Genomic DNA, 21,451 nt, shown 5'->3' on the forward strand with positions numbered 1-21,451 from the left:
ACGGTAGCAGGAGTCCGGGTTGGATAAGCGTGTTGTCTCCAAGAAAACCTGGTCCCTGGTTGCCCGGATGCGGCTGGGCTTGCTGCTGCTGTTCATTCCCGTGCTGATGCTGGGCGGCATCTACTATCTGCACATGGAACGCAGCCTGCAAAACGAGTTGCAGCAGCGTCTGCTCGCCACCAATCACCAGTTGCGTCACGTCTTCATCGAGCCCTATCTCCAGGAGATGGAACGGCAGTTTACGCTTATCTACGACCAAGTGAAGGTGGAAGATATCAGCGGCCCCCGCCTGTACAATACCGAGACCTATCTGAAGGAGTGGCGGCTCTACAAGGGGGTCATGGCCGATCTCATCTACATCTATGTCGGCACGGCCGAGCGCCAGATGCTGATTTACCCCAAGTGGGAGGCGGATGCCAACTTCGATCCCAGGGTGCGCCCCTGGTACCTGCTGGCCAGCCAGCATCTGGGCAAGATAGTCTGGACCGAGCCCTACTACGACTATACCAATGGCAACCTGGTGATCGCCCTGGCGCGGGCCCTGACCGATGCCAGCGGCAAGGTGCGGGGGGTGTTTGCGGTCGATGCCATCCTGGCGCCCTTCTCGGCCCAGCTGAACCGCCAGGCTGACAACGGGTACCAGATGATAGTCAACCAGTCCGGCAAGGTGCTGGTGCACCCGGATCCCGCCCAGTTGCTCAAGCCCATGACCCATCCCCAGTGGCTCTCCCGCTTCAAGCAGGGGGATGGCATCTTCCTGGACAAGGCCTCCCAGCTGTTCGTGGCCTACAGCAAGTTGCCTGAACGCAACTGGGTGCTCATCAGCGTGCAACCGGCGGCCAGCGTCCAGGCCGCGATCGACAGGGTCTCCCTCAACGTGCTGCTGATGGTGGCGCTGGCCTGCGTGCTCTATTTCGTGCTGGCACTGGTGTGGTCCCGCTATTTCCGCCGCATGCTCGACGAGATCTCCTCCATGATCCGGGCCAGCCGGACCCAACCCGATGACGTGCCCCAAGGCGGGATGCGTGAGCTCAAGGACGTCTACGCCGAGCTGGCCGAGGTGGGCAAGGATTATCACGAGGCGCGCCAGCAGGCCCATCTGGACAAGCTGACCGGCCTCTACAATCGCCGCTTCTTCGACGAACGCCTGACCCGGCTGTTGCTCGAACACCAGCCCTTCTGCCTGGCCATGGTCGATCTCGATGACTTCAAGCGGGTCAACGACAACTATGGCCACCAGACCGGGGACGTGGTGCTCAAGCGGGTGTCCAAGCTGGCCATGCGGCTGCTGGGGGATCATGGCTGGGTCTGCCGTTACGGCGGGGAGGAGCTGGTGGTGCTGATGGTCAACCCGGATACCCACTTCTGCCTGATGCTGCTGGAACAGTTTCGCAAGGGGGTGGAGTCACTGGACTGGCGCGAGCCTGGCCTCAGACTCACCTTGAGTGGCGGGCTGGTGGCCAGCCATGGAGTGACGCACGGCCAGACGCTGCTGGAGGTGGCCGATGCCGAGGTCTACCGCGCCAAGCGCGATGGCAAGAACCGCATCTACCTGGGCAAGCCGCAGGAACTGGTGGCCGGAGAGGGGAGCTTGCCAAAAGGCAGCCTGTTGAGCAACGAAGAGGCCTGATGGCCTCTTCTTCATTCAGTCGATCAGCCGACCAACTGCCAGTCCAGGGTGGGCCAGGCCTGCTCGACTGCGACCTGACGCAGGCCGGGAGCCGGATTGACTGCATGGGGATGGGTCACAGCCCGCAGCAGTGGCAGGTCGTTGTGGGAGTCGCTGTAACCGTGGCTCTCCTGCCAGAGGTTATCGTTCCCGGCGAAGAGCTGGTTGATGCGGGCCACCTTGCCTTCCCGAAAGCTGAGTGTGCCGCGAGTCTGGCCGGTCAGCATGCCCTCTTCCTCATCCAGCAGTATGGCGACGCAGTGATCCATCCCCAGCATCTGCGCCATGGGCGCCACCAGATGCTCGCCGGAGGCGGAGATCAGTACCAGCTCGTCGCCGCGCTCCCTATGCCACTCGATGCGCGCCAACCCTTCCGGGTAGATGCGTGCCCGCAGCACCTGCTCGGCGAAGTGCTGGCACTGCTGGCCGAGCCACTGGCGCGACTTGCCCGCCAGCGGCCGCAGGGTGAAGGCCATGTACTGATGCATGTCCATCTTGCCCTGATGGTAGAGGGACATCATGGCCTGCTCTTCGGCAATCATGTCCGCCGGGGCCAGCTCCTGGGCCACCATGTACTCCAGCCAGAGGCTGGCGGAATCCCCGGCAATCAGGGTCTCGTCCAGATCAAACAGTGCCAGTGCCATGACGGCTCCTTGGGTTGGTGGCCGGCATCTTGATGCCGGCCGAAAACAGAATGGGATACATGGCCTTATGCTACCTCACACAGCTGATCCCGGGCCACCGCCAGAGTGACACTTGTGCCTGCCGGCAGCAGATCCCGGGCCGAGCGGTTGAGGCAGTCCACCGTCAAGAGCCCCGCCTCGCACGCCACCTGATAGCGGATGACGTTGCCGAGCAGCTGCTGCTGGCGAACGATGCCGGGCAGGCTGGGCTCGCTACTGGTCGCCCCTGCGGGCAGCAGTGTGATGGACTCCGGCCTCAGCGCCAGCTTGCCCTGAAAACGGGGGCCGAACAGCGACTTGCCCTGCTCTGCGTTCAGCAGGTTGTAGTTGCCGATAAAGCTCGCCACAAACTCGCTGGCGGGGCGGGTGTAGATCTGCTCAGGCGTGCCGCTCTGGACTATGGATCCCTTGTTCATCAGGAAGATCCGGTCCGACATGGTCAGCGCTTCTTCCTGATCGTGGGTGACGAAGATGGTGGTGAGCTCGAGGCGCTGCTGGATCTCGCGGATCTGCAAGCGCAGGCTGCGGCGGATGCGGGCATCGAGGGCCGAGAGCGGCTCGTCCAGCAACAGGATCCTTGGCCGCACCACCAGGGCGCGGGCCAGGGCGACCCGCTGGCGCTGGCCACCGGAGAGCTCGCTCGGATAGCGGCGCTCTAAGCCATCCAGCTCCACCAGACTCAAGGCCTCCTGCACGCTGGCCGCCAGCTCCCGTCCCGGCTGGGGCTTCATCTTGAGGCCGAAGGCCACGTTGTCCCACACAGTCATGTTGGGGAAGAGGGCATAGCTCTGGAACACCATGCCGATGCCCCGTTTCTGGGGCGCCTGCCAGGTGATCTCTTCACCGGCCACCCGCACCTGACCGCCATCGACCGGGGTGAGCCCGGCCAGCGCCCGCAACAGGGTGGATTTGCCGCAGCCTGAGGGGCCGAGCAGGGTCACCAGCTCCCCCTTGCGAATGCCGAACTCTATCCCCTCGAACACCTTGGTCTCGCCGTAGGATTTGTGCAGCTGGGTTACTTCTAGATGGAACATGGTTGGTCACCGATGAAAGCGAATAATGGGCTGCCCAGGCTGGGGGTGGGCGGTATGGAGTCGGTCGGTGTGGTGCGGGTTGTCCGGTGGATCATGGCGCGTCACCGATGGAATCTGTTCGCCGCCCAGGTGAGCAGCAGGGTCAGCAGGAAGTAGCTCATCACCAGCGCGCTGGTGAAGTGGCCCGAGGTGGCGCGCATGTTGTAGAGGTAGACCTGCAGTGTCTCGTAACGGGTGCCCACCAGCATGTTGGCGAACACGAACTCCCCGAGCAGGAAGGAGAGCGACAGAAACAGCGCCGCCAGCAGCCCCTTGCGCAGGCAGGGGATCACCACCAGCGCGAAGGCACGGGCACTGCTGGCCCCCAGCAGGTGGGCGGCATCCATCAGATCTTTCAGCGGTACACCCTGCAGGCTGTTGGCCAGCGCCCGGTACATGAAGGGCAGCACGACTGTGAACCAGGTGCCGATCAGGATCCAGGGCGTGCCGACTATGGGCAGCGGACCGTCGGCGTAGATCTGCAGCAGCCCCACCGAGGAGACCACGGGCGGCACCGCGAAGGGGAGCAGGATCAGCAGGTTCATCCAGGGATCCAGCCTGGGGAAGTAGTAGGCCACCACCAGCACGGTCGGCACCAGCACCAGGGTTCCGAGCAGCAGGGTGGCGAAACAGACCAGCAGGCTGCGGCCAAACGCCGCGAGAAAGCGTGGGTCGCCCCACAGCTGCAGATACCAGTCGAGAGTGAAGCCGTCCGGCAGCAGGGTCGCCCCCCAGCGGGTGGAGATCGAATAGAGAAAGGTGGCCAGCAGCGGCAGCAGCAGGGTGGCGACCAGCGCCCCCAGCACCCATCTGGGCCAGCGCGGCGTCAGGTCATGCATCTTGTCGTCTCCCGCCATGATGTGGGCCAACTGCACCCAGCTTGTTCGATCCAGAACAGGGTGTCAGGTCATGCATGGGATTGCCCCTTGTTCACATAGCTCTTCTTCAGCAGCCACTGGTTGGCGGCCGTCACCACCCCCAGCAGCACCATCAGGATCACCGCCAGCGCCGCCGCCAGATTGGGCTCGAGGAAGATGTCGCCGGAGACCAGGCTGGCCACCCTGATGGTCACCAGGTTGAAGTTGCCCGTGGTGAGGGCGTAGGCGGAGGCATAGGCCCCCACCGCGTTGGCAAACAGGATGATGAGAGTGCCGAGCAGGGCGGGAGTGAGCACAGGCAGCGCCACGTGCCACACGTACTGCCGCTTGCTGGCGCCCAGCAGGGCGGCGGCCTGGGGCCAGTCATCCTGCAGCGCATCGAACGCCGGATAGAGCAGCAGCAAGGCGAGCGGGATCTGGAAGTAGGTGTAGATCAGAATAAGGCCCGACCCCGAGTAGAGGTTGAAGCCGTCGATCCAGCCCCAGGATTTGAGCAGCAGGGTGACGGCGCCGTTGATGCCGAGAATGATGATGAAGGCGAACGCCAGGGGCACGCCGCTGAAGTTGCTGGTCATGGTGACAAAGGCCAGCAGCAGCCGCTTCACCCGCTCGCCGCTGTGGCGCAGCGCAGCGGCGCCCAGAGTGCCGATGACAAGCCCCGCCAGGCTGGCGATGCCGGCGATGCGCAGCGAGTTGGTGAAGGATTGCAGGTAGAAGGGGGAGCCCAAAATTTCCCGGTAATGGTCGATGCCCCAGCCATCCGGGGTCTGGAAGCTGCCCACCAGCACCCACACCATGGGGGCGAGCTGGAACAACATCATCAGCAGGATGAAGGGGAGCAGCACCAGGGCGGGCAGCCAGTGGCGGTGGGCTCCGTGCAGGATCTTCACGGGTTGATCCGCCGCGATCCTCGTGGTGGCAGGCATCATCAGTGCACCTCGCGCATAAAGGCCGCCTTGAGCAGCTGTGGTGCGGCTGGCTTGTCGTGGGGAATGCCCAGCAAGTCGGCCATCAGGGCGCAGAGCTGGGTCTGGGCGATCGTCGCGCCCTCCGGCCACTGGGCCACAAAGGCATCGCCAAACAGCCAGAGCGGCACAGTGCGCTCTTCTGGCAGGGTGCCGCCGTGGCTGAGATCCTCGTTCATGCCGTGATCCGAAGTGATCACCAGCTGATACCCTTCTGCCAGCCACTGGGGCAGCAGATCGGCCAGCAGGCTGTCCATGCGGCGCGCCTGGTTGCGGTACTGGCGAGAATCCAGGCTAAACTTGTGGCCCGCATCGTCCACCCCCATGGGGTGGATCAGCAGAAAATCGGGATCATGCTGGGTTCGCAGCCACTCGCCATCCATCAGCAGATGGCTGTCGGGGTAGTTGTCATCCCAGTAGAAGCAGCCGTGCTGGATCGGCAGTTGCTCGTCATGGGTGTAACGATCCCGCAGCGCCAGCCAGGGGCTGCGGTTATAGAGTTCGCTTACCCAGTGATAGGCAGCGGCGGCGGTGCTTTTGCCCGCGGCCCGGGCCAAATGGAAGATGGAGTCGTGCTGGCTCAGGCGACTCACCCCGTTGTGGGTGATGCCGCTGGCCACCGGCGGTACGCCGGTCAGGATGCACTCGTAGAGGGGCCGGGAGAGGGAGGGCAGGGCGCAGCTCAGGGTCGTATACAGGCCGCGCTCTGCCTCCACCATGCCTGTGAGGTAGCCCATGGTGTGGGCTACCTCGGCAGACAGGCCATCCACAAGTACCACTATCACCTTGTGTTGCACTGGCACTCCTTACTGCATGTTGATCATGACGGTTTCCTGCCACTGGCGCGGCAGGGCCTTGGAGCTCTGCTCCCAGGCGGCATGGTCGCTGACCGGCTTGGCATTGGCGTATTGCTCGGCCGGCAGCAGCTTGGCTTTCACGTCGTCCGGCAGCACCACATTGCCGCGGATGGGGCGGGCGTAGCCACGGGCCAGGTTGATCTGACCGGCATCGGAGAGGATGTATTCCCGCGCCAGCTTGGCGGCGTTGGGGTTCTTGGCCCACTTGTTGATGATGGTGGTGTAGCCGGCGATGACGGAGCCGTCGCTCGGGATCACCACATCAAACTTCTTGGGGTCTATCTTGTCGCGGTAGTTCAGCGCGTTGAAGTCCCACAGCACGCCCACTTCCACCTCGCCCTTCTCGATATTGGCGATGGAGGGGTCGTTCAGCGACAGGCGACCCTGCTTGGCCAGCTGGCCGAACAATTCCAAGGCAGGCTTGAGATTCTTCTCGCTGCCGCCGGTGGCATAGGCCGCCGCCAGCACGCCGTTGTTGGCCTGGGAGGCGACGCCCACGTCACCCAGGGTCACCTTGTAGTCGCCGCCGAGCAGGGATTGCCAGCTGGTGGGGGCGGCCTTGACCAGATCCTTGTTGATCAGGAAGGCGATGGTGCCGGTATAGGCCAGCATCCAGTGGCCGTCCGCGTCCTTGGCCCAGTTCGGAATATCGGCCCAGGTGGAGGGCTTGTAGGGCTGGGTGACCCCCTGCTTGACCGCGACCGGGCCGAAGGCGCCGCCCACGTCGCCGATGTCGGCGGTGGCGTTGGCCTTCTCGGCGGCGAACTTGGCGATCTCCTGGGCCGAGCTCATGTCGGTATCCTGATGCTTGATGCCGTAGATGTTGCCCAGCTGCTGCCAGGTGTCCTTCCAGTTGGCCCAGCTGTCGGGCATGCCTATACTGCTGAGCTGGCCTTCACCGCGGGCGGCTTTCTCAAGATCCGCGATGTTCTCGGCGGCAAACAGTGGCTGACTGATGGCCACCAGGGCCAGTGCACTTGCGATCACGCTTTTCATCATCCCATCCCTCTGGACTAGGTCAGTTAAGGTTCGAGAGGGATGCTAGAGGGGAAATATGACGGTGGCGGGGCGCTTTGATGGCAGTTTGATGACAATCGGCCTGTCACGGCACTGTCATCCACAGCGGTTACAACTCAGGGCCGACAGCCGCTGGTCTACTCCAGACGGACGCAAACCGGAATGACCGACAGGGATGTGACAGTGACAGAGCGATTGAGCGAACAGGGTGTGGCCGCTGGCCGCAGCCCCTCCAAGTGTGAACAGATTTGCCAGACTCTGCGCCGCTATATCGGCAGCGGCCAGCTGGGGGCGGGGCAACAGCTGCCCGCCGAACGGGCCTTGAGCGAGCGCTTCGCCACCACCCGCATCACCATCAAGGAGGCGCTCTCCAGCCTGGAGGCGGACGGCCTCATCTACCGGGCCGAGCGGCGCGGCTGGTTCGTGGCGCCGCCCCGGCTCACCTACGACCCTGCCATCCACACCCATTTTCACCAGTGGATCGGCGAGCAGCAGCGCATTGCCGAGACCCGGGTGCTGGCCCACGGCAGTGCGCTTGCCAGCAGCGAGTTGTGCCGCTGGATGGGGCTGGATCCCTTCACCCCGCTCTACGAGATCCGCCGCCAGCGATTGATCGACGGCCGACCCGTGCTCCACGTCAGCCACCATCTGCTGGCCAACCGTTTCCCCGATATCGCCAGCGCGCCGCTGGCCAGCTCCCTCACCGAGCTCTATCAGCAGCACTATGGCATAGGCCAGGGCGGTGCCAGCCTGGAGATCACCCCCTCGGCGGCACGGGGCGCCATAGCCCGCGCCCTCAATCTGGCGGAAGGGAGCGCAGTGCTGCGGCTGGTGCGGGTCAACTATGACGAGCGAGGGGGGCTGGTGGATTGCGATATCGAGCATTGGCGGCCGGATGCCATACGAATTCATCTCGACACCCGGGCGCTGTCGCCTGCATTCAGCCCCTCAAAATGTCCCCATATGGCGGAGTCACAATGAATCAGCGCGCACTGGCGGGCACAGTGGTGACAGGTATCTGTCGGGGGATGCGGGCGCTGCGGCCGATGGCTGCAAGCCGATCTGAATTGCCGCTATCGAACTGACCACAGCAGACGGATCCCTCGGGATCCGCCGGGATCAGTTGTCGATATTGGGGATCAGGTCGTCGAAGCTCTGGTAGCCGCAGTCCGCCAGCTGCAGCGACATAGTGTAGGTCTTGCTGCCCTCGCGCTGGCCGATGGCGGGGCGGTTGAGCTTGAGCTCCTGGTGCCAGTACTCCTTCATCCGCTCGATCAGCGCCATGGCCTCGCTCTCGCCCAGATGGAGCTGGCACAGCGCCATGTAGTTGTTGGACTTGTGCATGTTCTCCACCAGATAGTCCCCCAGCACGGACATGGCCTGGCGCGCCTGCTGGCGGGCGAAGCGGCTGTGCTGCTCGAAGCTGATGCGCTCGCTGATGAGGAAGTGGTAGCTGTTGTCTATGCCGAGCTGCAAGATGCCGAGCTTCTCCAGCTTGCGCAGGTAGAGGTAGCAGGAGGCATCGGTCAGGCCGTACTCCCGCTTGAGATCGATCAGGGTCTTGTCGCGCCAGAAGATGTTGGCGAGAAAGGCGTAGAGCCCCGGCTCCTTGTGGAAGGCCTCGTCCTGCTCCTGGGTGAAGACGGCGCGGCGGCTCTGGGCATCCTGGGTGCGGTCCAGCAGCTCCTCGAACGAGAGCCCCACCAGGTGGCAGATCTCCAGCAGGGTATCGAACGGCAGGGAGGGTTTGTTCATCATCCGTTTGACGGTGGCGATGGAGACCCCCATGGCTTCTGCCAGGGTCTGATAGCGGATCCCCTTGTCGGTCAGGGTCTTCTTCAGGGTGTCGAGAATATTGTTGGCCAGGGTCTGGCTGTAGGTCATGCAACTATTCCTTTATCTGCATCTTTATGTTGTGTCAGAAACTGGGTTCTTTTTTAGTTATGGGCTCAGATACTGACACTTAAAAAAACCAGAGGAAATAAACCCGTCGTAATCGGTTGAAATGGCCAGACCAGTCAAGGGTGAAGGTTGCAGATAGTGATACTCTGCGGTGCATATCCTTCAACCATTCAACATTTTGCTGGTGGCGCATAAAACATCGCGCATAATTCAAAACGAATCGGATTCAAGACCTTCCTGGTTGAGAAATCGATTGTTTGCTTCCAATTTAAGGGTTTTTTAAACCGCAAGGTTTTTATTCTTTCCTGGCATTGAGCGGAACTCGCAAGAGGTCCGCTTTTTTCTTTTCCCCGAATTTGCGCCCGCCGTCAAGCGAAGGCGATCGCCGCCTCCATCCGTCATGGCTAAGGCTCCACAGCCTCACTCCCCCTTGCAGGGAAACAGCTTGGGGATCTCCCGCACCAGCCAGCTCTTGGCCTTGCCCATGGTATCGCGCCTCCAGGCCAGTACGACCTGGATCTGGTGACGATACTCGGGGCTGATCACCTTGAGGCGGCCCGCCTTGATGTCCTCCTCTATCCAGCTCAGCGGCATGGTGCCGACGCCGATCCCCGCCAGCAGGGCATCGCGTTTCTCCGCCATGGTACTGACGGTGAGACGCGGCTGCTTGTCGAGCAGGCGATAGGTGAGCACCGGCTTGCGCAGCGCCGAGTCCGCCACAGCGATGGCCCGGTAGCGGCGCAGCGTCTCGTCCGCCAGGGGCTCGGGCTCCTGGTGCAGCGGGTGATCCGGGTGGGCGACGTAGAGCATCACCTCCTCCTGCAGCGCCTGATGCTTGATGCCGGTCAGCATGATGTCGGGGTTGAGGGAGGAGATGAGCAGGTCGGCCCGGCCATCTTCCAGACACTCCCAGCTGCCCGCCAGCACCTCGGCGCGAAACCTGAGCCGGGTATCCGTCAGCTCGGCCAGCCTTTCGACCAGGGGATAGAGCGCCTGCAGCGGCACCAAGGCATCGACGGCTATGGTGATGTCTGTCTCCCAGCCACGGGCCAGTGCCCGGGTCTCGCCCACCAGATGCTCGGCCGCCTCCAGCAGCACCCGGCCCCGCTCCAGCAGCATGCGGCCGGCCGGGGTGAACTTGGTTCTGTGGCCGCTGCGGTCGAACAGCATGGCGTCCAGCTCGTCTTCCAGCTTCTGTACCGTGTAGCTCAGCGCCGAGGGGACCTTGCCCAGCTCGTCTGCGGCCGCCGCGAAGCTGCCACGGCGATCGATGGCGTCCAGCACCCGTATGGCTTCCAGGGTCAGCGCCCGTTCCTTGTTCGATTCCTTGGCCATTTCATACCTTCAATTTTTTTGAACATGTTTGCCAGTTTATCTCGCTAACAACTTAGGCCAAGTGTCTTTAATATTCAATCAACGCTTAGGCAGGAAGGCCAAGCGGCCAAATAAACAGTAGTTCCGGGCTGAGGCATCACAAAGAGTGATGTCTGATGTCGGTAAAAGAACAACACACTATTTGAATAACCTCTTGCATGGATGCATTGATTCTGGCCGAACCGGCCTTGGCAATGACATAAAAACCAAGAGAGTGAATGAACATGAAAAACGTAATCAAGATGCTGGCCGTTGCAGGCCTGATGACAGCCGGCTTTGCTCAGGCTTCCGTCCCCGCTGACCTCAACGCCGCCCCGGGTGTGCTGTTCGTCAACTGGCACGCGAGTGCCGCGGTGGAAGGCAAGGCCAACCCCATGCTGGAAGTGCGTGACGAGTCTGGCGACCTGGTTGCCTCCGTGCACGCTAACCTGATGGGCAGCCAGCAGGTACAGATCCCGAGCCGCACCCAGGGCAACCTGACCGTGAGCCTGGGGGATCAGAGCAGCGACTACCGTATTCCGTTCGGCATCGGTAGCGGCAAGCAGCGTTAATCAACCGTATCGGTACGTGAGGAGCACACCATGATGAAATTGAGAGCCGCAGAAGCGCGCGGCAAGGCCAACTTCGGCTGGCTGGATGCGCGCCACAGCTTTTCCTTCGGGCACTACTACGACCCGGACTGGATGGGGCATTCGGTGCTGCGGGTCATCAATCAGGATCTGGTGGCACCGGGTGGCGGATTCGCCACTCACCCTCACGCCAACATGGAGATCCTGACCTGCGTGCTGCAAGGCACCATAGAGCACAAGGACAGCCTCGGCCACGCCGAGCAGATCCCGGCAGGGGATTTCCAGCTGATGAGCGCAGGGTCCGGCATCCGGCACAGCGAGTACAACCCCTCGCAGACCGAGCCGCTCTCCCTGCTGCAAATCTGGATCGAGCCGAACGAACACGGCACGACACCCGGCTATCAGCAGAAGAAGATTGAAGCCAACCCGGGATTGACGCTGGTGGCGTCACCGGATGGCGAAGCGGGATCCTTCAGGATCCGCCAACAGGCCCGCGTCTGGCGGTTGCAGCTTGAACCCGGTGAGAGTCTCGCCTGGGCGCTGGCCGGCCGACACGGTTACCTGCAGATGATTTCAGGGGAGCTGACCGCCAACGGTCTGGCTGCCCGACCCGGCGACGGGGTACTCAGTCGTGATGAACCCAAATGGGATCTGGTGGCAATGAGTGCCAGCCAAGCCCTGTTATTTGACCTACCCTGAAGCAGTCAGCGGTGATTTGACATACAACGAGGAGTTTGAAATGGACAAGATGAAAGATGTGGCACTGCTGGTGGGTCGCGTACTGCTGGCACTGATGTTTGTGATTGCAGGCTGGGGCAAGATCGGCGGCTATGCCGGTACCCAGGGTTACATGGAAGCCATGGGCGTGCCCGGATTCATTCTGCCGCTGGTGATCCTGCTGGAGCTGGGTGGTGGCCTCGCCATCATGCTGGGTCTGTTCAGCCGCAGCATCTCTGTGCTGATGGCCGGTTTCACCCTGATGGCCGCCTTTATTTTCCACTATCAGCCTGCGGATCAGATGCAGATGCTGATGTTCATGAAGAACGTCTCCGTGGCCGGTGGTTTCCTGGCCCTGGCGGCGGCCGGTGCAGGGGCCTTCAGTCTGGATGCCCGCCTCGGCAAGAACTGGTAATACCCGGATAGTGAGAGTTTTCCAACGCCTTTTGGCCGGTGCAGCAGCACCGGCTTTTTTATGTCCGCCATTGACCCTTTCCTGCCCCGCATGATGGCGACGTGATCTGCGGCAACAAGCGCCTTTTGCATCTTACCCTTCGATCCCCGACAATCCCATTTCGTGTGAAGTGACGGGAATGACTCACCTTTTCTCGCACCCACCCCTCATTTGAATTGGCGGGAGTCGTCCATGTTTACCCTCTACCACTCCAATCAGCTGGATCTGCTCAAGGAGCTGCTGGTGAGCCGCATCCGGCAGGCTCCTCTCTCTCACCCCTTCGATCGGGAGCAGATCCTGGTGCAGAGTCCGGGCATGGCCCAGTGGCTCAAGCTGGAGCTGGCCAAGGCCTTCGGCATCGCCGCCAATATCGACTTCCCGCTGCCTGCCAGTTTCATCTGGGATATGTTCACCCGGGTGCTGGCGGACGTGCCTTGCATAAGCCCCTACAACAAGGGCGCCATGAGCTGGCAGCTGATGACCATTTTGCCCGCCCTGCTGGACAGGCCCGCCTTCGCACCGCTCGCCGCCTATCTGAGGGGCGGGGATGACGAGGATCCTGCGCAGGATCCCGAACAGGTGCGACTGTGGCAGCTCTGCCAGAAGGTAGCGGATCTGTTCGACCAGTATCTGGTCTACCGGTCGGACTGGATCGCCCGCTGGGAACAGGGGGAAGGATTGGGGTTGGAGCTGGCCGGGGTGAGCGGGCAGGACTGGCAGCCTGAACTGTGGCGCGAGCTGGTGGCCCGCACCCTGGCGCTGAGCCCAAGCGGCTACCACAGAGCCAACCTCTACGAGGAGTTTATCCACGAGCTGGCGCGCACCTTGGATCTGCCGGGCAAGCTGCCGCAGCGGGTGTTCGTGTTCGGCATCTCGGCGCTGCCGCCGCGCTATGTGGAGGCGTTGCTGGCCCTCGGCAGCCGACCCGAGGTGGAGGTGCATCTGTTCGTCACCAATCCCTGCCGCTACTACTGGGGGGATCTGCTCGATCGCAAAACCCTGGCGCGGCTGGAGAACAAGCTCAAACCGGGCACGGACCTCGACACCCTGCAGGGGCCCGCCAACCCGCTGCTCGCCTCCATGGGCAAGCTGGGGCGCGACTACCTGCACCAGCTGATGGAGCTGGAGGTGCCACAAATAGAAGCCTTCGTCGATATCGACGAGCTGGATGCCAAGGGCAATGCCAGCCTGCTTCGCGCCATCCAGAAGGATGTGCTGGAGCTGGCAGAACGGGGCGCCGGTCAGTTCGATCTCGATAGCAGCCACCACAAGAGCCCGATCGATCCGGCAGATGGATCCTTGCAGATCCACGCCTGTCACGGCCCGATGCGGGAGCTGGAGGTGCTGCACGACCGGCTGCTGGCGCTGTTCGAGCAGGACTCGTCCCTCACCCCGAAAGATGTGGTGGTGATGATGCCGGACGTGAACAGCTACGGCCCCTACATTCAGGCGGTGTTCGGCGCGCGCGGCCAGATCCCCTTCGCGGTATCGGATCGGGCGGCGAGTCAGGAGAGCCCGCTGCTGCAAAGCTTCCTCGCCCTGCTCAAGCTGCCCAACGCCCGCTTCGGCGCGGGCGAGCTGCTCGCCATTCTCGAGGTGCCCGCCGTGCTGCGCCGCTTCGAGCTGGATGACGACGAGTTCAACCAGCTGCGGGTCTGGGTGCAGGAGACCGGCATCCGCTGGGGGCTGGACGATGGCTACCCCGCCCGTTTCGATCTGCCGCCCATGTCCGGCAACAGCTGGCTGTTCGGCCTGCGCCGCATGCTGCTCGGTTTTGCCATGGGGGATGGCGAGCCGGTGGCGGGCATCCTGCCCTGTGCCGACAATATGGGGGGGCAGCAGGGGCCCTTGGCCAGCATATTGCCCTATGCAGAGATCGAGGGTCAGCAGGGGCTGGCGCTCGGCAAGCTCGCCTGGTTCGTCGACTCGCTGGCCGAATTCCTGCCCCGGCTGCAACAGGCGCAGCCGCTGGCACAGTGGAACGCTTGCCTGCTGGCGCTGCTGGAGCGCTTCTATCTGGCCGACGAGGAGGAAGAGCGTCAGCTCCAGCTCATTCGCAGCCAGCTGGCCGACTGGCAGACCCAGCTCGGTGAGGCTCGTTTCGATCAGCCCATCTCGGCCGACCTGTTGCAGGATTACCTCGGCAGCGTGCTGGGGGAGTCCCGCTCCAGCCAGCGCTTCCTCGCCGGTCAGGTCAACTTCTGCACCCTGATGCCGATGCGCTCCATTCCCTTCAAACAGGTCTGCCTGCTCGGCATGAACGACGGCGTCTACCCGCGCACCCTGGCCCCCATGGGCTTCGATCTGATGGCAGTGGCTTCGCGGCGCGGGGATCGCTCCCGCCGCGATGACGACCGCTACCTCTTCCTCGAGGCGCTGCTCAGCGCCCAGCAGGGGCTCTACATCAGCTATCAGGGCTTCAGCGCCCAGGACAACAGCGACAAGGTGCCATCCGTCTTGCTGGCCGAGCTGATCGACTATGTGCGTCAGGGTTTCGTGCTGGCGGGGGATGAGAACCTCGACGATGAAACCTCCGGCAAGCGGCTGCTCAAGCACCTGATGGTGCCGCACCCGCTCACCCCCTACAGCCGCAACTACTTCCATCCTGAGGCGGGTTCACGCCTCTTTACCTATGCCGCCGACTGGCTGCCCGCCCTCAATCCGGTGCGCGGCGCCGCCAACTTCCAGAGCGGCGAGCTGCCGCTGCCCCCCGAATGGGGCAAGGAGCAGGGGCTGGAGCTGGCCGAGTTGCTGCGCTTCTATCGTCAACCCACCAAGTATTTCCTCAACCGCCGCCTCAAGGTGTGGTTCGAGTTGAACGAAGCCAACATAGAGGACAGCGAGCCGTTCGAGCTGGACGGTCTGCAAAATTATCAGCTTAAAGATCTGCTGCTCGGTGCTCACTTGGCTGAGGGTGATAGTGCGGTGCGCCGCGAGCGGTTGCAGCTCACCGGCCTGCTGCCGCAAGGCTGGTTCGGCAGCCTGCTGCTGGACGATCTGGATGCCGAGATGGGCAAACTGGCGGAGCGTCTGCGCCCCTGGGTCAGTGAAAAACAGGCGGTGGAGATCGATATCTCGCTGGCACAGGGTCAGCTGCAGGGGTGGATCGACACCCAGAAGGGGCGCTTGCTGGTGGTGAAACCCGGCAGCTTCAACGGCAAGGATCTGCTGCTTGGCTGGATCCAGCACCTCGGCCTCTGCCTGAGTGGTGCCCCCGGCGACACCCTGCTGTTCGATGCCAAGCAGAGTCTGCGGCTGCCCAAGCTCTCGGCCGACGAGGCGCGGCCCAAACTGGCGGCCCTGGTGGCGCTCTGGGCCCAGGGGATGAAGCGGCCGCTGCCGTTTTTCCCCAACACCGCCTGGGATTGGCTCAAGGCGATCGAGAAGGATCCGGACAAGCCGGAGGCGGCCGACAAGGCGGCCCTCACCCGCTTCAACGGCGGCTGGATGGTCAATGGCGAAGGGGAGGACGTTTATGTCGCCCGCTGCTTCCCCGAACTGGATGAGGCCGTGCTGGCCCAGTTGCAGGCGCTGGCCCGCGAACACCTGACCCCGCTGCACCAGACCCTGGAGGAGTTGCAATAATGGCTAACCCGCTCAATACGCTGCGTTTTCCCCTCCACGGTGAACGACTGATCGAGGCCTCCGCCGGGACCGGCAAGACCTACACCATAGCCGGTCTCTACCTGCGCCTGCTGCTGGGCCACGGCCCGATTATTGAACAAGACAGTGGCGAAGAGGGGGCCGATGCCGGTCAATCCAGCGCCCACGAGCGGCCGCTGTCGGTGACCGAAATCCTGGTGGTGACCTTTACCGAGGCGGCCACCGCCGAGCTGCGCGGGCGGATCCGCGGCCGCATCCACGAGGCGCGCCTTGCCTTTATGCGCGGGCAAAGCCGCGATGATCTGCTGGCCCAGCTGCTGGTGGAGGTGGAGGATCACGAGCTGGCGGCCCGCCGCCTGCTGGCCGCCGAGCGGCAGATGGACGAGGCGGCGGTCTTTACCATCCACGGCTTCTGCCAGCGGATGCTCAAGCAGAACGCCTTCGAGTCGGGTGCCCTCTTCGAGACCGAATTTCTCACCGACGACAGCCAGCTCAGGCTGCAGGCGGTGAGCGACTACTGGCGCGCCGAGTTCTATCCGGTGGACAAGACCCTCGCCAGCGCCGTGCGCGCGCTCTGGCCGAGCCCCGCCGCCCTGCTGCGGGAGATGGGTAGCTGGCTCGACAACAGCGAGCTGGAGATCCACCCCGCGTTGGGGGATGAGACCCTCGCCGCCCGCCATCAGGCGGCCATGAGTCGCATCGCGGCAGTGAAGAGCGAATGGCTGGCGCAAGGGGACGAGATCCGCCGCCAGACCGACGGCCAGATCAGCCGCTACACCGGCAAGAACTACGAAGGGTGGCTTGCCAAGATAGCCGACTGGGCGCAGGACGAGGCCAGCGGCTACGCCATTCCCAAGGAGCTGGAGCGCTTCGGTCAGAGGGTGTTGGAGGAGAACCTCAAGAAGGGGGGCGCCGTGCCTACCCTGTCGCTGTTCAGCCAAATCGATGAACTGCTGGCCAGCCGCCCCGGTATTCGGGATCTGATCCTGCAACGGGCCGCCAAGGTGGTGCGCAGCCGGATGCAGGCGAGCAAGCGGCAGGCTCATCAGCTCTCGTTCGATGACCTGCTGAAAGATCTCGACGGGGCGCTCGGTTCCAGCCTTGGCGAGCAGCTTTGCGAGCGGATTCGTGCCACCTACCGGGTGGCGATGATCGATGAGTTTCAGGATACCGACCCCCAGCAGTACCGCATCTTCCATCGGCTCTATGGCGGCCATCAGGATACTGCGCTCTTGATGATCGGTGACCCCAAGCAGGCCATCTACGGCTTTCGCGGCGCCGACATCTTTACCTACATTCAGGCGCGGCGAAATGTGAGCGCCCACTACACCCTGGGGCGTAACTGGCGCTCCAGCAGTGCGCTGGTGGGGGCGGTCAACGGCCTGTTCGAGCGGGCCAAGGATCCCTTTATCTACGAGGCGGATATCCCCTTCCTGCCGGTGGAGGCGCAGGGCAAGAGCAAGGCGCTGCTGCTGAATGGCGTCACCGCCCCTGTGCTCCACTGCTGGCAGCTGGCGGGTCAGCCCACCTTCAATCGGGGGGATTACCAGAGCAAGATGGCGCGCGCCACCGCCGCCGAGATCCATCACTTGCTGACGTTGGCCCGCGAGGGCAAGGCGCTGATAGGTGACAAGGCGGTCAAGGCCGGAGATATCGCCGTGCTGGTGCGCACCGGCGCCGAGGGCAAGCTGGTGCAGCAGGAGCTGGCGCGGCTTGCCATCGCCTCCGTCTATCTGTCGAACCGCGAGAGCGTGCTGGAGCAGGTGGAGGCGCGGGAGATACTGCTGATTTTGCACGCCTGCCAGAACCCGAGCGAAGAGCGCAGCCTGCGGGCGGCGCTCGCCACCGGTCTGTTTGATCTGGATGCCAGGGCGCTCGATGGGCTGGCCAGCGACGAGCGGGCGTGGGAGAGCGCGGTGCAGGAGTTTATGGAGTACCGCAAGATCTGGCACCGTCGCGGCGTGCTGGCCATGTTGCGGGCCCTGCTGCACAGGCGCAATCTCGCCTCCTCCCTGCTGGCGAGCCCCTATGGCGAGCGGCGGCTGACCAACTTCCTTCATCTGGCTGAGCTGCTGCAACAGGTGAGCAGCGAGCTGGACGGGGAATATGCCCTGCTGCGCTGGTTGGGGGAGGCGGTGAGCCGCCCCAACGGGCAAGATGCGGAGCAGGTACTGCGGCTCGAATCCGAGCGCAAGCTGGTGCAGATCGTCACCATCCACAAATCCAAGGGGCTGGAGTATCCATTGGTGTTCCTGCCCTTTATCTGCAGCCACAGAACCGCCGAGACCCCGCTCTATCACGAGGCGGACGAGGCGGGCAATCGCACCATTCTCGATCTCACCGGCGCTGAGGGTTCCCTGGCGGAGGCCGACCGCGAGCGCCTTGCCGAAGACTTGCGACTGCTCTACGTGGCGCTGACCCGGGGCGTCTACGCCACCTGGCTGGGGCTGGCGCCGGTGCGGGCAGGGGCGGGCAAGTCGGAGAAGACCGATCTGCACCACACCGCCATCGGCTACCTGCTGCAAAAGGGGGAAGAGGGGGATGCGCAGACCCTGGCGACCGCCCTCAGTTCGCTTGCCCAGGATCTGCCCGGGGTGGCTGTCGGTGAGCCCTCGCTCACCCGTCCGGCCCCGCTGCCGCCTGAAGAGGAGCTGCTGGGCGAGCCGCAGGTGCGCCACTTTACCGGGCGGCTGGAGCGGGACTGGTGGATCAGCTCCTACTCCGGGCTGGCGGCGCAGGGTCACGGTCACAGCGAGGGTGTCTTGGCCAACCCCGGCTTCGATGACGAGGTCGTCACCGAGGCGGCCGCATTGGCTGCAGAGCAGCCTGAGGAGACGCCCCAGCCCTCCATCTTCACCTTCCCGAGAGGGGCGCGTCCCGGCACCCTGCTGCACAGCCTGTTCGAGACCATCGATTTTCGGAGCGCTGCTGGCGAGCCGCTGGCAGAGCATATCGCCACTCTATTGGCGCAGGATGGCTTCGACGAGAGCTGGGCCCCCGTGTTGCAACAGCAGGTGGAGGCGGTGCTCGATACGCCCCTTGAAACAGGCTTTGGCGAGCCGGTGCGGCTGCGGGATCTGGCGCCCGAGCGCAAACAGGTGGAGCTGGAGTTCTTCCTGCCCATGGGGCGAGTGACGGCGCCGGCGCTGACCGCGCTCTGCCAGCAGCACGACCCGCTGTGGCGGGGCAACAAGCCGCTGAGCTTTGCCACCGTGCAGGGGATGCTCAAGGGCTTTATCGATCTGGTGTTCGAGTGGCAGGGGCGCTGGTATCTGCTCGACTACAAATCGAACCATCTCGGCATGAGCCCCGCCGATTACAGCCGTCCGGCGCTGGAGCGGGCGATGGCCGAGCACCGCTACGACCTGCAATACCAGCTCTACTCGCTGGCGCTGCACCGGCTGCTCACCCTGCGCCTGCCGGGCTACGACTTCGAGCAGCACTTTGGCGGGGTCTTCTATCTGTTCCTGCGCGGCATGCCGCAGGGGGGCATTTTCCATACCCGCCCGAGCCGTGAACTGGTGTCGGGGCTGGATGAGTTGTTTAGAAATGGTGATCGCTCTGGCGATGTTTCATCAACAGAATTAAACGAGGTAGAGGCATGAGCGGCACCATGATCAGCACAGCGACCAGCGTAATGGTGGTTGAACGGTTAAAAGCACTGGCGCTGGCTGGCCGTATCCGCCAGCTGGATCTGCAATTTGCCAAGTTGGTGGCCGATCTGGGCGGCAGCCCCGAGCTGGTGCTGGGGGCTGCGCTCGCCTGCTTCGAGCTGGGGCGCGGCCATGTCTGTCTGCCGCTGGAGATGCTCGCAGCCGGTTCACTGCGCCCGTTCGGGCTGGATCCCCAGCAGAGCCGGGATCTGTTGCTGGATCTGGCGGATCCTGCCCGCTGGCCCGCCCTGTTTGCGGCCAGCCCCTTGGTTGGCACCGAGCAGGATGACGGGCTCGCCCCGCGCTGGCCGCTGCGGTTGTGGCACGGGCGCCTCTACCTCACCCGCTATCACGATCACGAGCAGGGGGTGGCCCGCCATCTGCGCGCTTTGAGTGAACGCGCCGAATGGCCGGAGATCGCCCCGGCCCTGTCGCGGCTGTTTGCCCGCGACTACGGGCTGGTGTTCGGAGCGCTGCTCAACGCCCGCCTCGCCCCCGACTTCTCGGCCCGCCACTTTATCGAGAAGTATCTGGATCTGGTGTTCCCGAGCGAGGTGGATTGGCCCGCCATCGAAGGGCTGCTGGCCAGCGCCCAGGCGGCGAGCAATCTTGACAAGCTGGATGCGCTGGTGCCCGAGGCGCTCTGCTGCAACGGCCAGAAGCTGGCGGCGGCCACCGCGGCGGCGCGCCCCTTTGCGGTCATCTCCGGCGGCCCCGGCACCGGCAAAACCACGACTGTGGCGAAGCTCTTGGCCATTCTGGTGGAGACTGGCCTGCAAGCAGGCAAAGCCCCGGCGATCCGGCTGGTGGCCCCCACCGGCAAGGCGGCGGCGCGCCTCACCGAGAGTATCGGCTCTGCCCTGCAGGCCCTCGATCTGCCCCCCGAGTGGGTCGAGGCGATCCCCACTGAGGCGGGCACCTTGCACCGGCTGCTCGGGGTGATCCCGGGGCGCAGCCAGTTCCGCCACCACGCGGGCAACCCGCTGCACCTGGATCTGCTGGTGGTGGATGAGGCCTCCATGGTCGATTTGCCCATGATGGCGCGCCTGCTCGATGCGCTGCCAAGCCACGCCCGCCTGATCCTGCTCGGCGACAAGGATCAGCTCGCCTCGGTGGAGGCGGGGGCCGTGCTCGGCGATATCTGCAGCTTTATCGAACAGGGCATCAGCCCGGCGCAGGCGGATTGGCTCTCCCGCCAGACCGGCTACCGTTTGCAGGGCACGCCCGCAGGGGCACCCGTGCGCGACAGCCTCTGTTTGCTTTCCAAGAGCTGGCGCTTCGATCAGCATTCGGGCATAGGCCAGCTGGCGCGCGCCTGCAACAGCGGCGATGCCACTGCGGTGGAATCGGTCTGGGGCATGGGCTTTGGCGATATCAGCCTGCACCCCTGGGCGGGGGAGGCCTACGACGCCCTGATTGCCCAGGGGGTGGCCGGTTACGGCAGCTATCTGAAGGCGGCCCGTGTGGGGGAAGCGCCCGCCGCCGTGTTCAAGGCATTCAACGGCTTCCAGATCCTCTGCGCCCTGCGCGACGGCCCGTTCGGCGTGCTGGGGCTAAACGAGCGGCTCGAACTGGCCCTGGCACGGGCCGGCCTTATCGCCCGCGATGGTGACTGGTATGCCGGTCGCCCTGTGATGGTGGTGCGCAACGACCACGGCGTCGGCCTCTACAACGGCGATATGGGGCTCTGCCTGCCCGATGAAACTGGCCGCTTGAAGGTATGGTTCGAGCAGCCGGACGGTACCCTGCGCGCCCTTCTGCCGAGCCGGCTGCCGCCCCACGAGACCGTCTATGCCATGACCATCCACAAATCCCAGGGCTCGGAGTTTGCCCATACCGTGCTGGTGCTGCCCGACAGCCCCAGCCCGCTGCTGACCCGTGAGCTGGTCTATACCGGCATCACCCGCGCCAAGGCGCGACTCGATCTCTACGGCGATCGCGCCCTGCTGGCCCAAGCGGTGCGGAAAAAGACCGAGCGCTATTCCGGATTGGCAGAGAGGTTGGGGGAGTGATAAAAAGAGAGTAATATTGTTATGG

General features: G+C 63.8%; 16 protein-coding genes. 8 read left to right on the top strand and 8 right to left on the bottom strand.

Going from position 1 to position 21,451, the window contains the following annotated elements; genetic code table 11:
- The first annotated feature begins 19 nt into the window (after positions 1 to 19).
- The gene (locus CK910_RS06605; protein WP_098981700.1) at positions 20 to 1,630 is read left to right on the top strand and encodes a sensor domain-containing diguanylate cyclase; all 1,611 of its coding nucleotides are present in this window, start codon (positions 20 to 22) and stop codon (positions 1,628 to 1,630) included.
- Between the two features lie 23 nt (positions 1,631 to 1,653).
- Here CK910_RS06605 and CK910_RS06610 read toward each other — a convergent pair whose 3' ends face one another.
- From CK910_RS06610 to CK910_RS06635, 6 genes are all read right to left on the bottom strand, one after another.
- On the bottom strand, positions 1,654 to 2,313 hold the full coding sequence (locus tag CK910_RS06610; protein ID WP_098981703.1) for an HAD family hydrolase: 660 nt from the start codon (positions 2,311 to 2,313) through the stop codon (positions 1,654 to 1,656).
- A gap of 65 nt (positions 2,314 to 2,378) precedes the next feature.
- On the bottom strand, positions 2,379 to 3,386 hold the full coding sequence (locus tag CK910_RS06615) for an ABC transporter ATP-binding protein (protein ID WP_043556044.1): 1,008 nt from the start codon (positions 3,384 to 3,386) through the stop codon (positions 2,379 to 2,381).
- Between the two features lie 101 nt (positions 3,387 to 3,487).
- Positions 3,488 to 4,264: an ABC transporter permease gene (locus CK910_RS06620; RefSeq protein WP_043141478.1), complete on the bottom strand. Its 777-nt coding sequence runs from the start codon at positions 4,262 to 4,264 to the stop codon at positions 3,488 to 3,490.
- A gap of 68 nt (positions 4,265 to 4,332) precedes the next feature.
- Positions 4,333 to 5,232 carry an ABC transporter permease gene (locus tag CK910_RS06625; protein WP_098981706.1) on the bottom strand — a complete coding sequence of 300 codons (900 nt, stop codon included), beginning with the start codon at positions 5,230 to 5,232 and terminating at the stop codon, positions 4,333 to 4,335.
- Positions 5,232 to 6,065, bottom strand: a complete 834-nt coding sequence (locus tag CK910_RS06630) for an alkaline phosphatase family protein (RefSeq protein ID WP_098981708.1) — start codon at positions 6,063 to 6,065, stop codon at positions 5,232 to 5,234. Before CK910_RS06630 ends, CK910_RS06625 begins: the two co-directional genes overlap by 1 nt.
- 9 nt (positions 6,066 to 6,074) lie before the next feature.
- The gene (locus CK910_RS06635; protein WP_098981711.1) at positions 6,075 to 7,121 is read right to left on the bottom strand and encodes an ABC transporter substrate-binding protein; all 1,047 of its coding nucleotides are present in this window, start codon (positions 7,119 to 7,121) and stop codon (positions 6,075 to 6,077) included.
- Positions 7,122 to 7,304: 183 nt separating this feature from the next.
- On the opposite strand from CK910_RS06635, the gene CK910_RS06640 reads away from it, so the two are divergent.
- Positions 7,305 to 8,123: a UTRA domain-containing protein gene (locus CK910_RS06640; protein ID WP_172955257.1), complete on the top strand. Its 819-nt coding sequence runs from the start codon at positions 7,305 to 7,307 to the stop codon at positions 8,121 to 8,123.
- Between the two features lie 138 nt (positions 8,124 to 8,261).
- On the opposite strand, the gene CK910_RS06645 is transcribed toward CK910_RS06640, so the two are convergent.
- Together CK910_RS06645 and CK910_RS06650 are read right to left on the bottom strand one after the other, a co-directional pair.
- Positions 8,262 to 9,026 carry a helix-turn-helix domain-containing protein gene (locus CK910_RS06645; RefSeq protein WP_043556049.1) on the bottom strand — a complete coding sequence of 255 codons (765 nt, stop codon included), beginning with the start codon at positions 9,024 to 9,026 and terminating at the stop codon, positions 8,262 to 8,264.
- Between the two features lie 438 nt (positions 9,027 to 9,464).
- The gene (locus tag CK910_RS06650) at positions 9,465 to 10,379 is read right to left on the bottom strand and encodes a LysR family transcriptional regulator (protein ID WP_043556051.1); all 915 of its coding nucleotides are present in this window, start codon (positions 10,377 to 10,379) and stop codon (positions 9,465 to 9,467) included.
- Between the two features lie 257 nt (positions 10,380 to 10,636).
- Here CK910_RS06650 and CK910_RS06655 point away from each other — a divergent pair, with 257 nt between their 5' ends.
- The 6 genes from CK910_RS06655 (at position 10,637) to recD (ending at position 21,426) form a co-directional block, all read left to right on the top strand.
- Complete coding sequence (locus CK910_RS06655) at positions 10,637 to 10,969, top strand: hypothetical protein (protein WP_098981714.1); 333 nt, start codon at positions 10,637 to 10,639, stop codon at positions 10,967 to 10,969.
- A gap of 30 nt (positions 10,970 to 10,999) precedes the next feature.
- Entirely contained in the window at positions 11,000 to 11,686 is a 687-nt protein-coding gene (locus tag CK910_RS06660) for a pirin family protein (protein WP_043141459.1), read from the top strand.
- Between the two features lie 40 nt (positions 11,687 to 11,726).
- Positions 11,727 to 12,119 carry a DoxX family protein gene (locus CK910_RS06665; protein ID WP_043141457.1) on the top strand — a complete coding sequence of 131 codons (393 nt, stop codon included), beginning with the start codon at positions 11,727 to 11,729 and terminating at the stop codon, positions 12,117 to 12,119.
- A 231-nt stretch (positions 12,120 to 12,350) separates the two neighbouring features.
- Positions 12,351 to 15,743 carry an exodeoxyribonuclease V subunit gamma gene (gene recC, locus CK910_RS06670; RefSeq protein WP_098981719.1) on the top strand — a complete coding sequence of 1,131 codons (3,393 nt, stop codon included), beginning with the start codon at positions 12,351 to 12,353 and terminating at the stop codon, positions 15,741 to 15,743.
- Entirely contained in the window at positions 15,743 to 19,366 is a 3,624-nt protein-coding gene (recB, locus tag CK910_RS06675) for an exodeoxyribonuclease V subunit beta (protein ID WP_098981721.1), read from the top strand. The genes recC and recB overlap by 1 nt, the downstream gene beginning before the upstream one ends.
- Entirely contained in the window at positions 19,363 to 21,426 is a 2,064-nt protein-coding gene (gene recD / locus CK910_RS06680) for an exodeoxyribonuclease V subunit alpha (protein ID WP_098981723.1), read from the top strand. The genes recB and recD overlap by 4 nt, the downstream gene beginning before the upstream one ends.
- Positions 21,427 to 21,451: the final 25 nt, after the last annotated feature.

Source organism: Aeromonas sp. CA23 (assembly GCF_002587065.1).
GTDB lineage: Bacteria > Pseudomonadota > Gammaproteobacteria > Enterobacterales > Aeromonadaceae > Aeromonas > Aeromonas bestiarum.

Excerpts from the sequence above, each read along its gene's own strand:
- CK910_RS06645 (WP_043556049.1), bottom strand. The coding sequence starts at position 9,026 with ATGACCTACAGCCAGACCCTGGCCAACAATATTCTCGACACCCTGAAG.
- CK910_RS06615 (WP_043556044.1), bottom strand. The coding sequence starts at position 3,386 with ATGTTCCATCTAGAAGTAACCCAGCTGCACAAATCCTACGGCGAGACC.
- recB (WP_098981721.1), top strand. The coding sequence starts at position 15,743 with ATGGCTAACCCGCTCAATACGCTGCGTTTTCCCCTCCACGGTGAACGA.
- CK910_RS06655 (WP_098981714.1), top strand. The coding sequence starts at position 10,637 with ATGAACATGAAAAACGTAATCAAGATGCTGGCCGTTGCAGGCCTGATG.
- CK910_RS06660 (WP_043141459.1), top strand. The coding sequence starts at position 11,000 with ATGATGAAATTGAGAGCCGCAGAAGCGCGCGGCAAGGCCAACTTCGGC.
- CK910_RS06635 (WP_098981711.1), bottom strand. The coding sequence starts at position 7,121 with ATGAAAAGCGTGATCGCAAGTGCACTGGCCCTGGTGGCCATCAGTCAG.
- CK910_RS06665 (WP_043141457.1), top strand. The coding sequence starts at position 11,727 with ATGGACAAGATGAAAGATGTGGCACTGCTGGTGGGTCGCGTACTGCTG.
- CK910_RS06610 (WP_098981703.1), bottom strand. The coding sequence starts at position 2,313 with ATGGCACTGGCACTGTTTGATCTGGACGAGACCCTGATTGCCGGGGAT.
- recD (WP_098981723.1), top strand. The coding sequence starts at position 19,363 with ATGAGCGGCACCATGATCAGCACAGCGACCAGCGTAATGGTGGTTGAA.
- CK910_RS06625 (WP_098981706.1), bottom strand. The coding sequence starts at position 5,232 with ATGATGCCTGCCACCACGAGGATCGCGGCGGATCAACCCGTGAAGATC.
- CK910_RS06620 (WP_043141478.1), bottom strand. The coding sequence starts at position 4,264 with ATGCATGACCTGACGCCGCGCTGGCCCAGATGGGTGCTGGGGGCGCTG.
- CK910_RS06650 (WP_043556051.1), bottom strand. The coding sequence starts at position 10,379 with ATGGCCAAGGAATCGAACAAGGAACGGGCGCTGACCCTGGAAGCCATA.
- recC (WP_098981719.1), top strand. The coding sequence starts at position 12,351 with ATGTTTACCCTCTACCACTCCAATCAGCTGGATCTGCTCAAGGAGCTG.
- CK910_RS06640 (WP_172955257.1), top strand. The coding sequence starts at position 7,305 with ATGACCGACAGGGATGTGACAGTGACAGAGCGATTGAGCGAACAGGGT.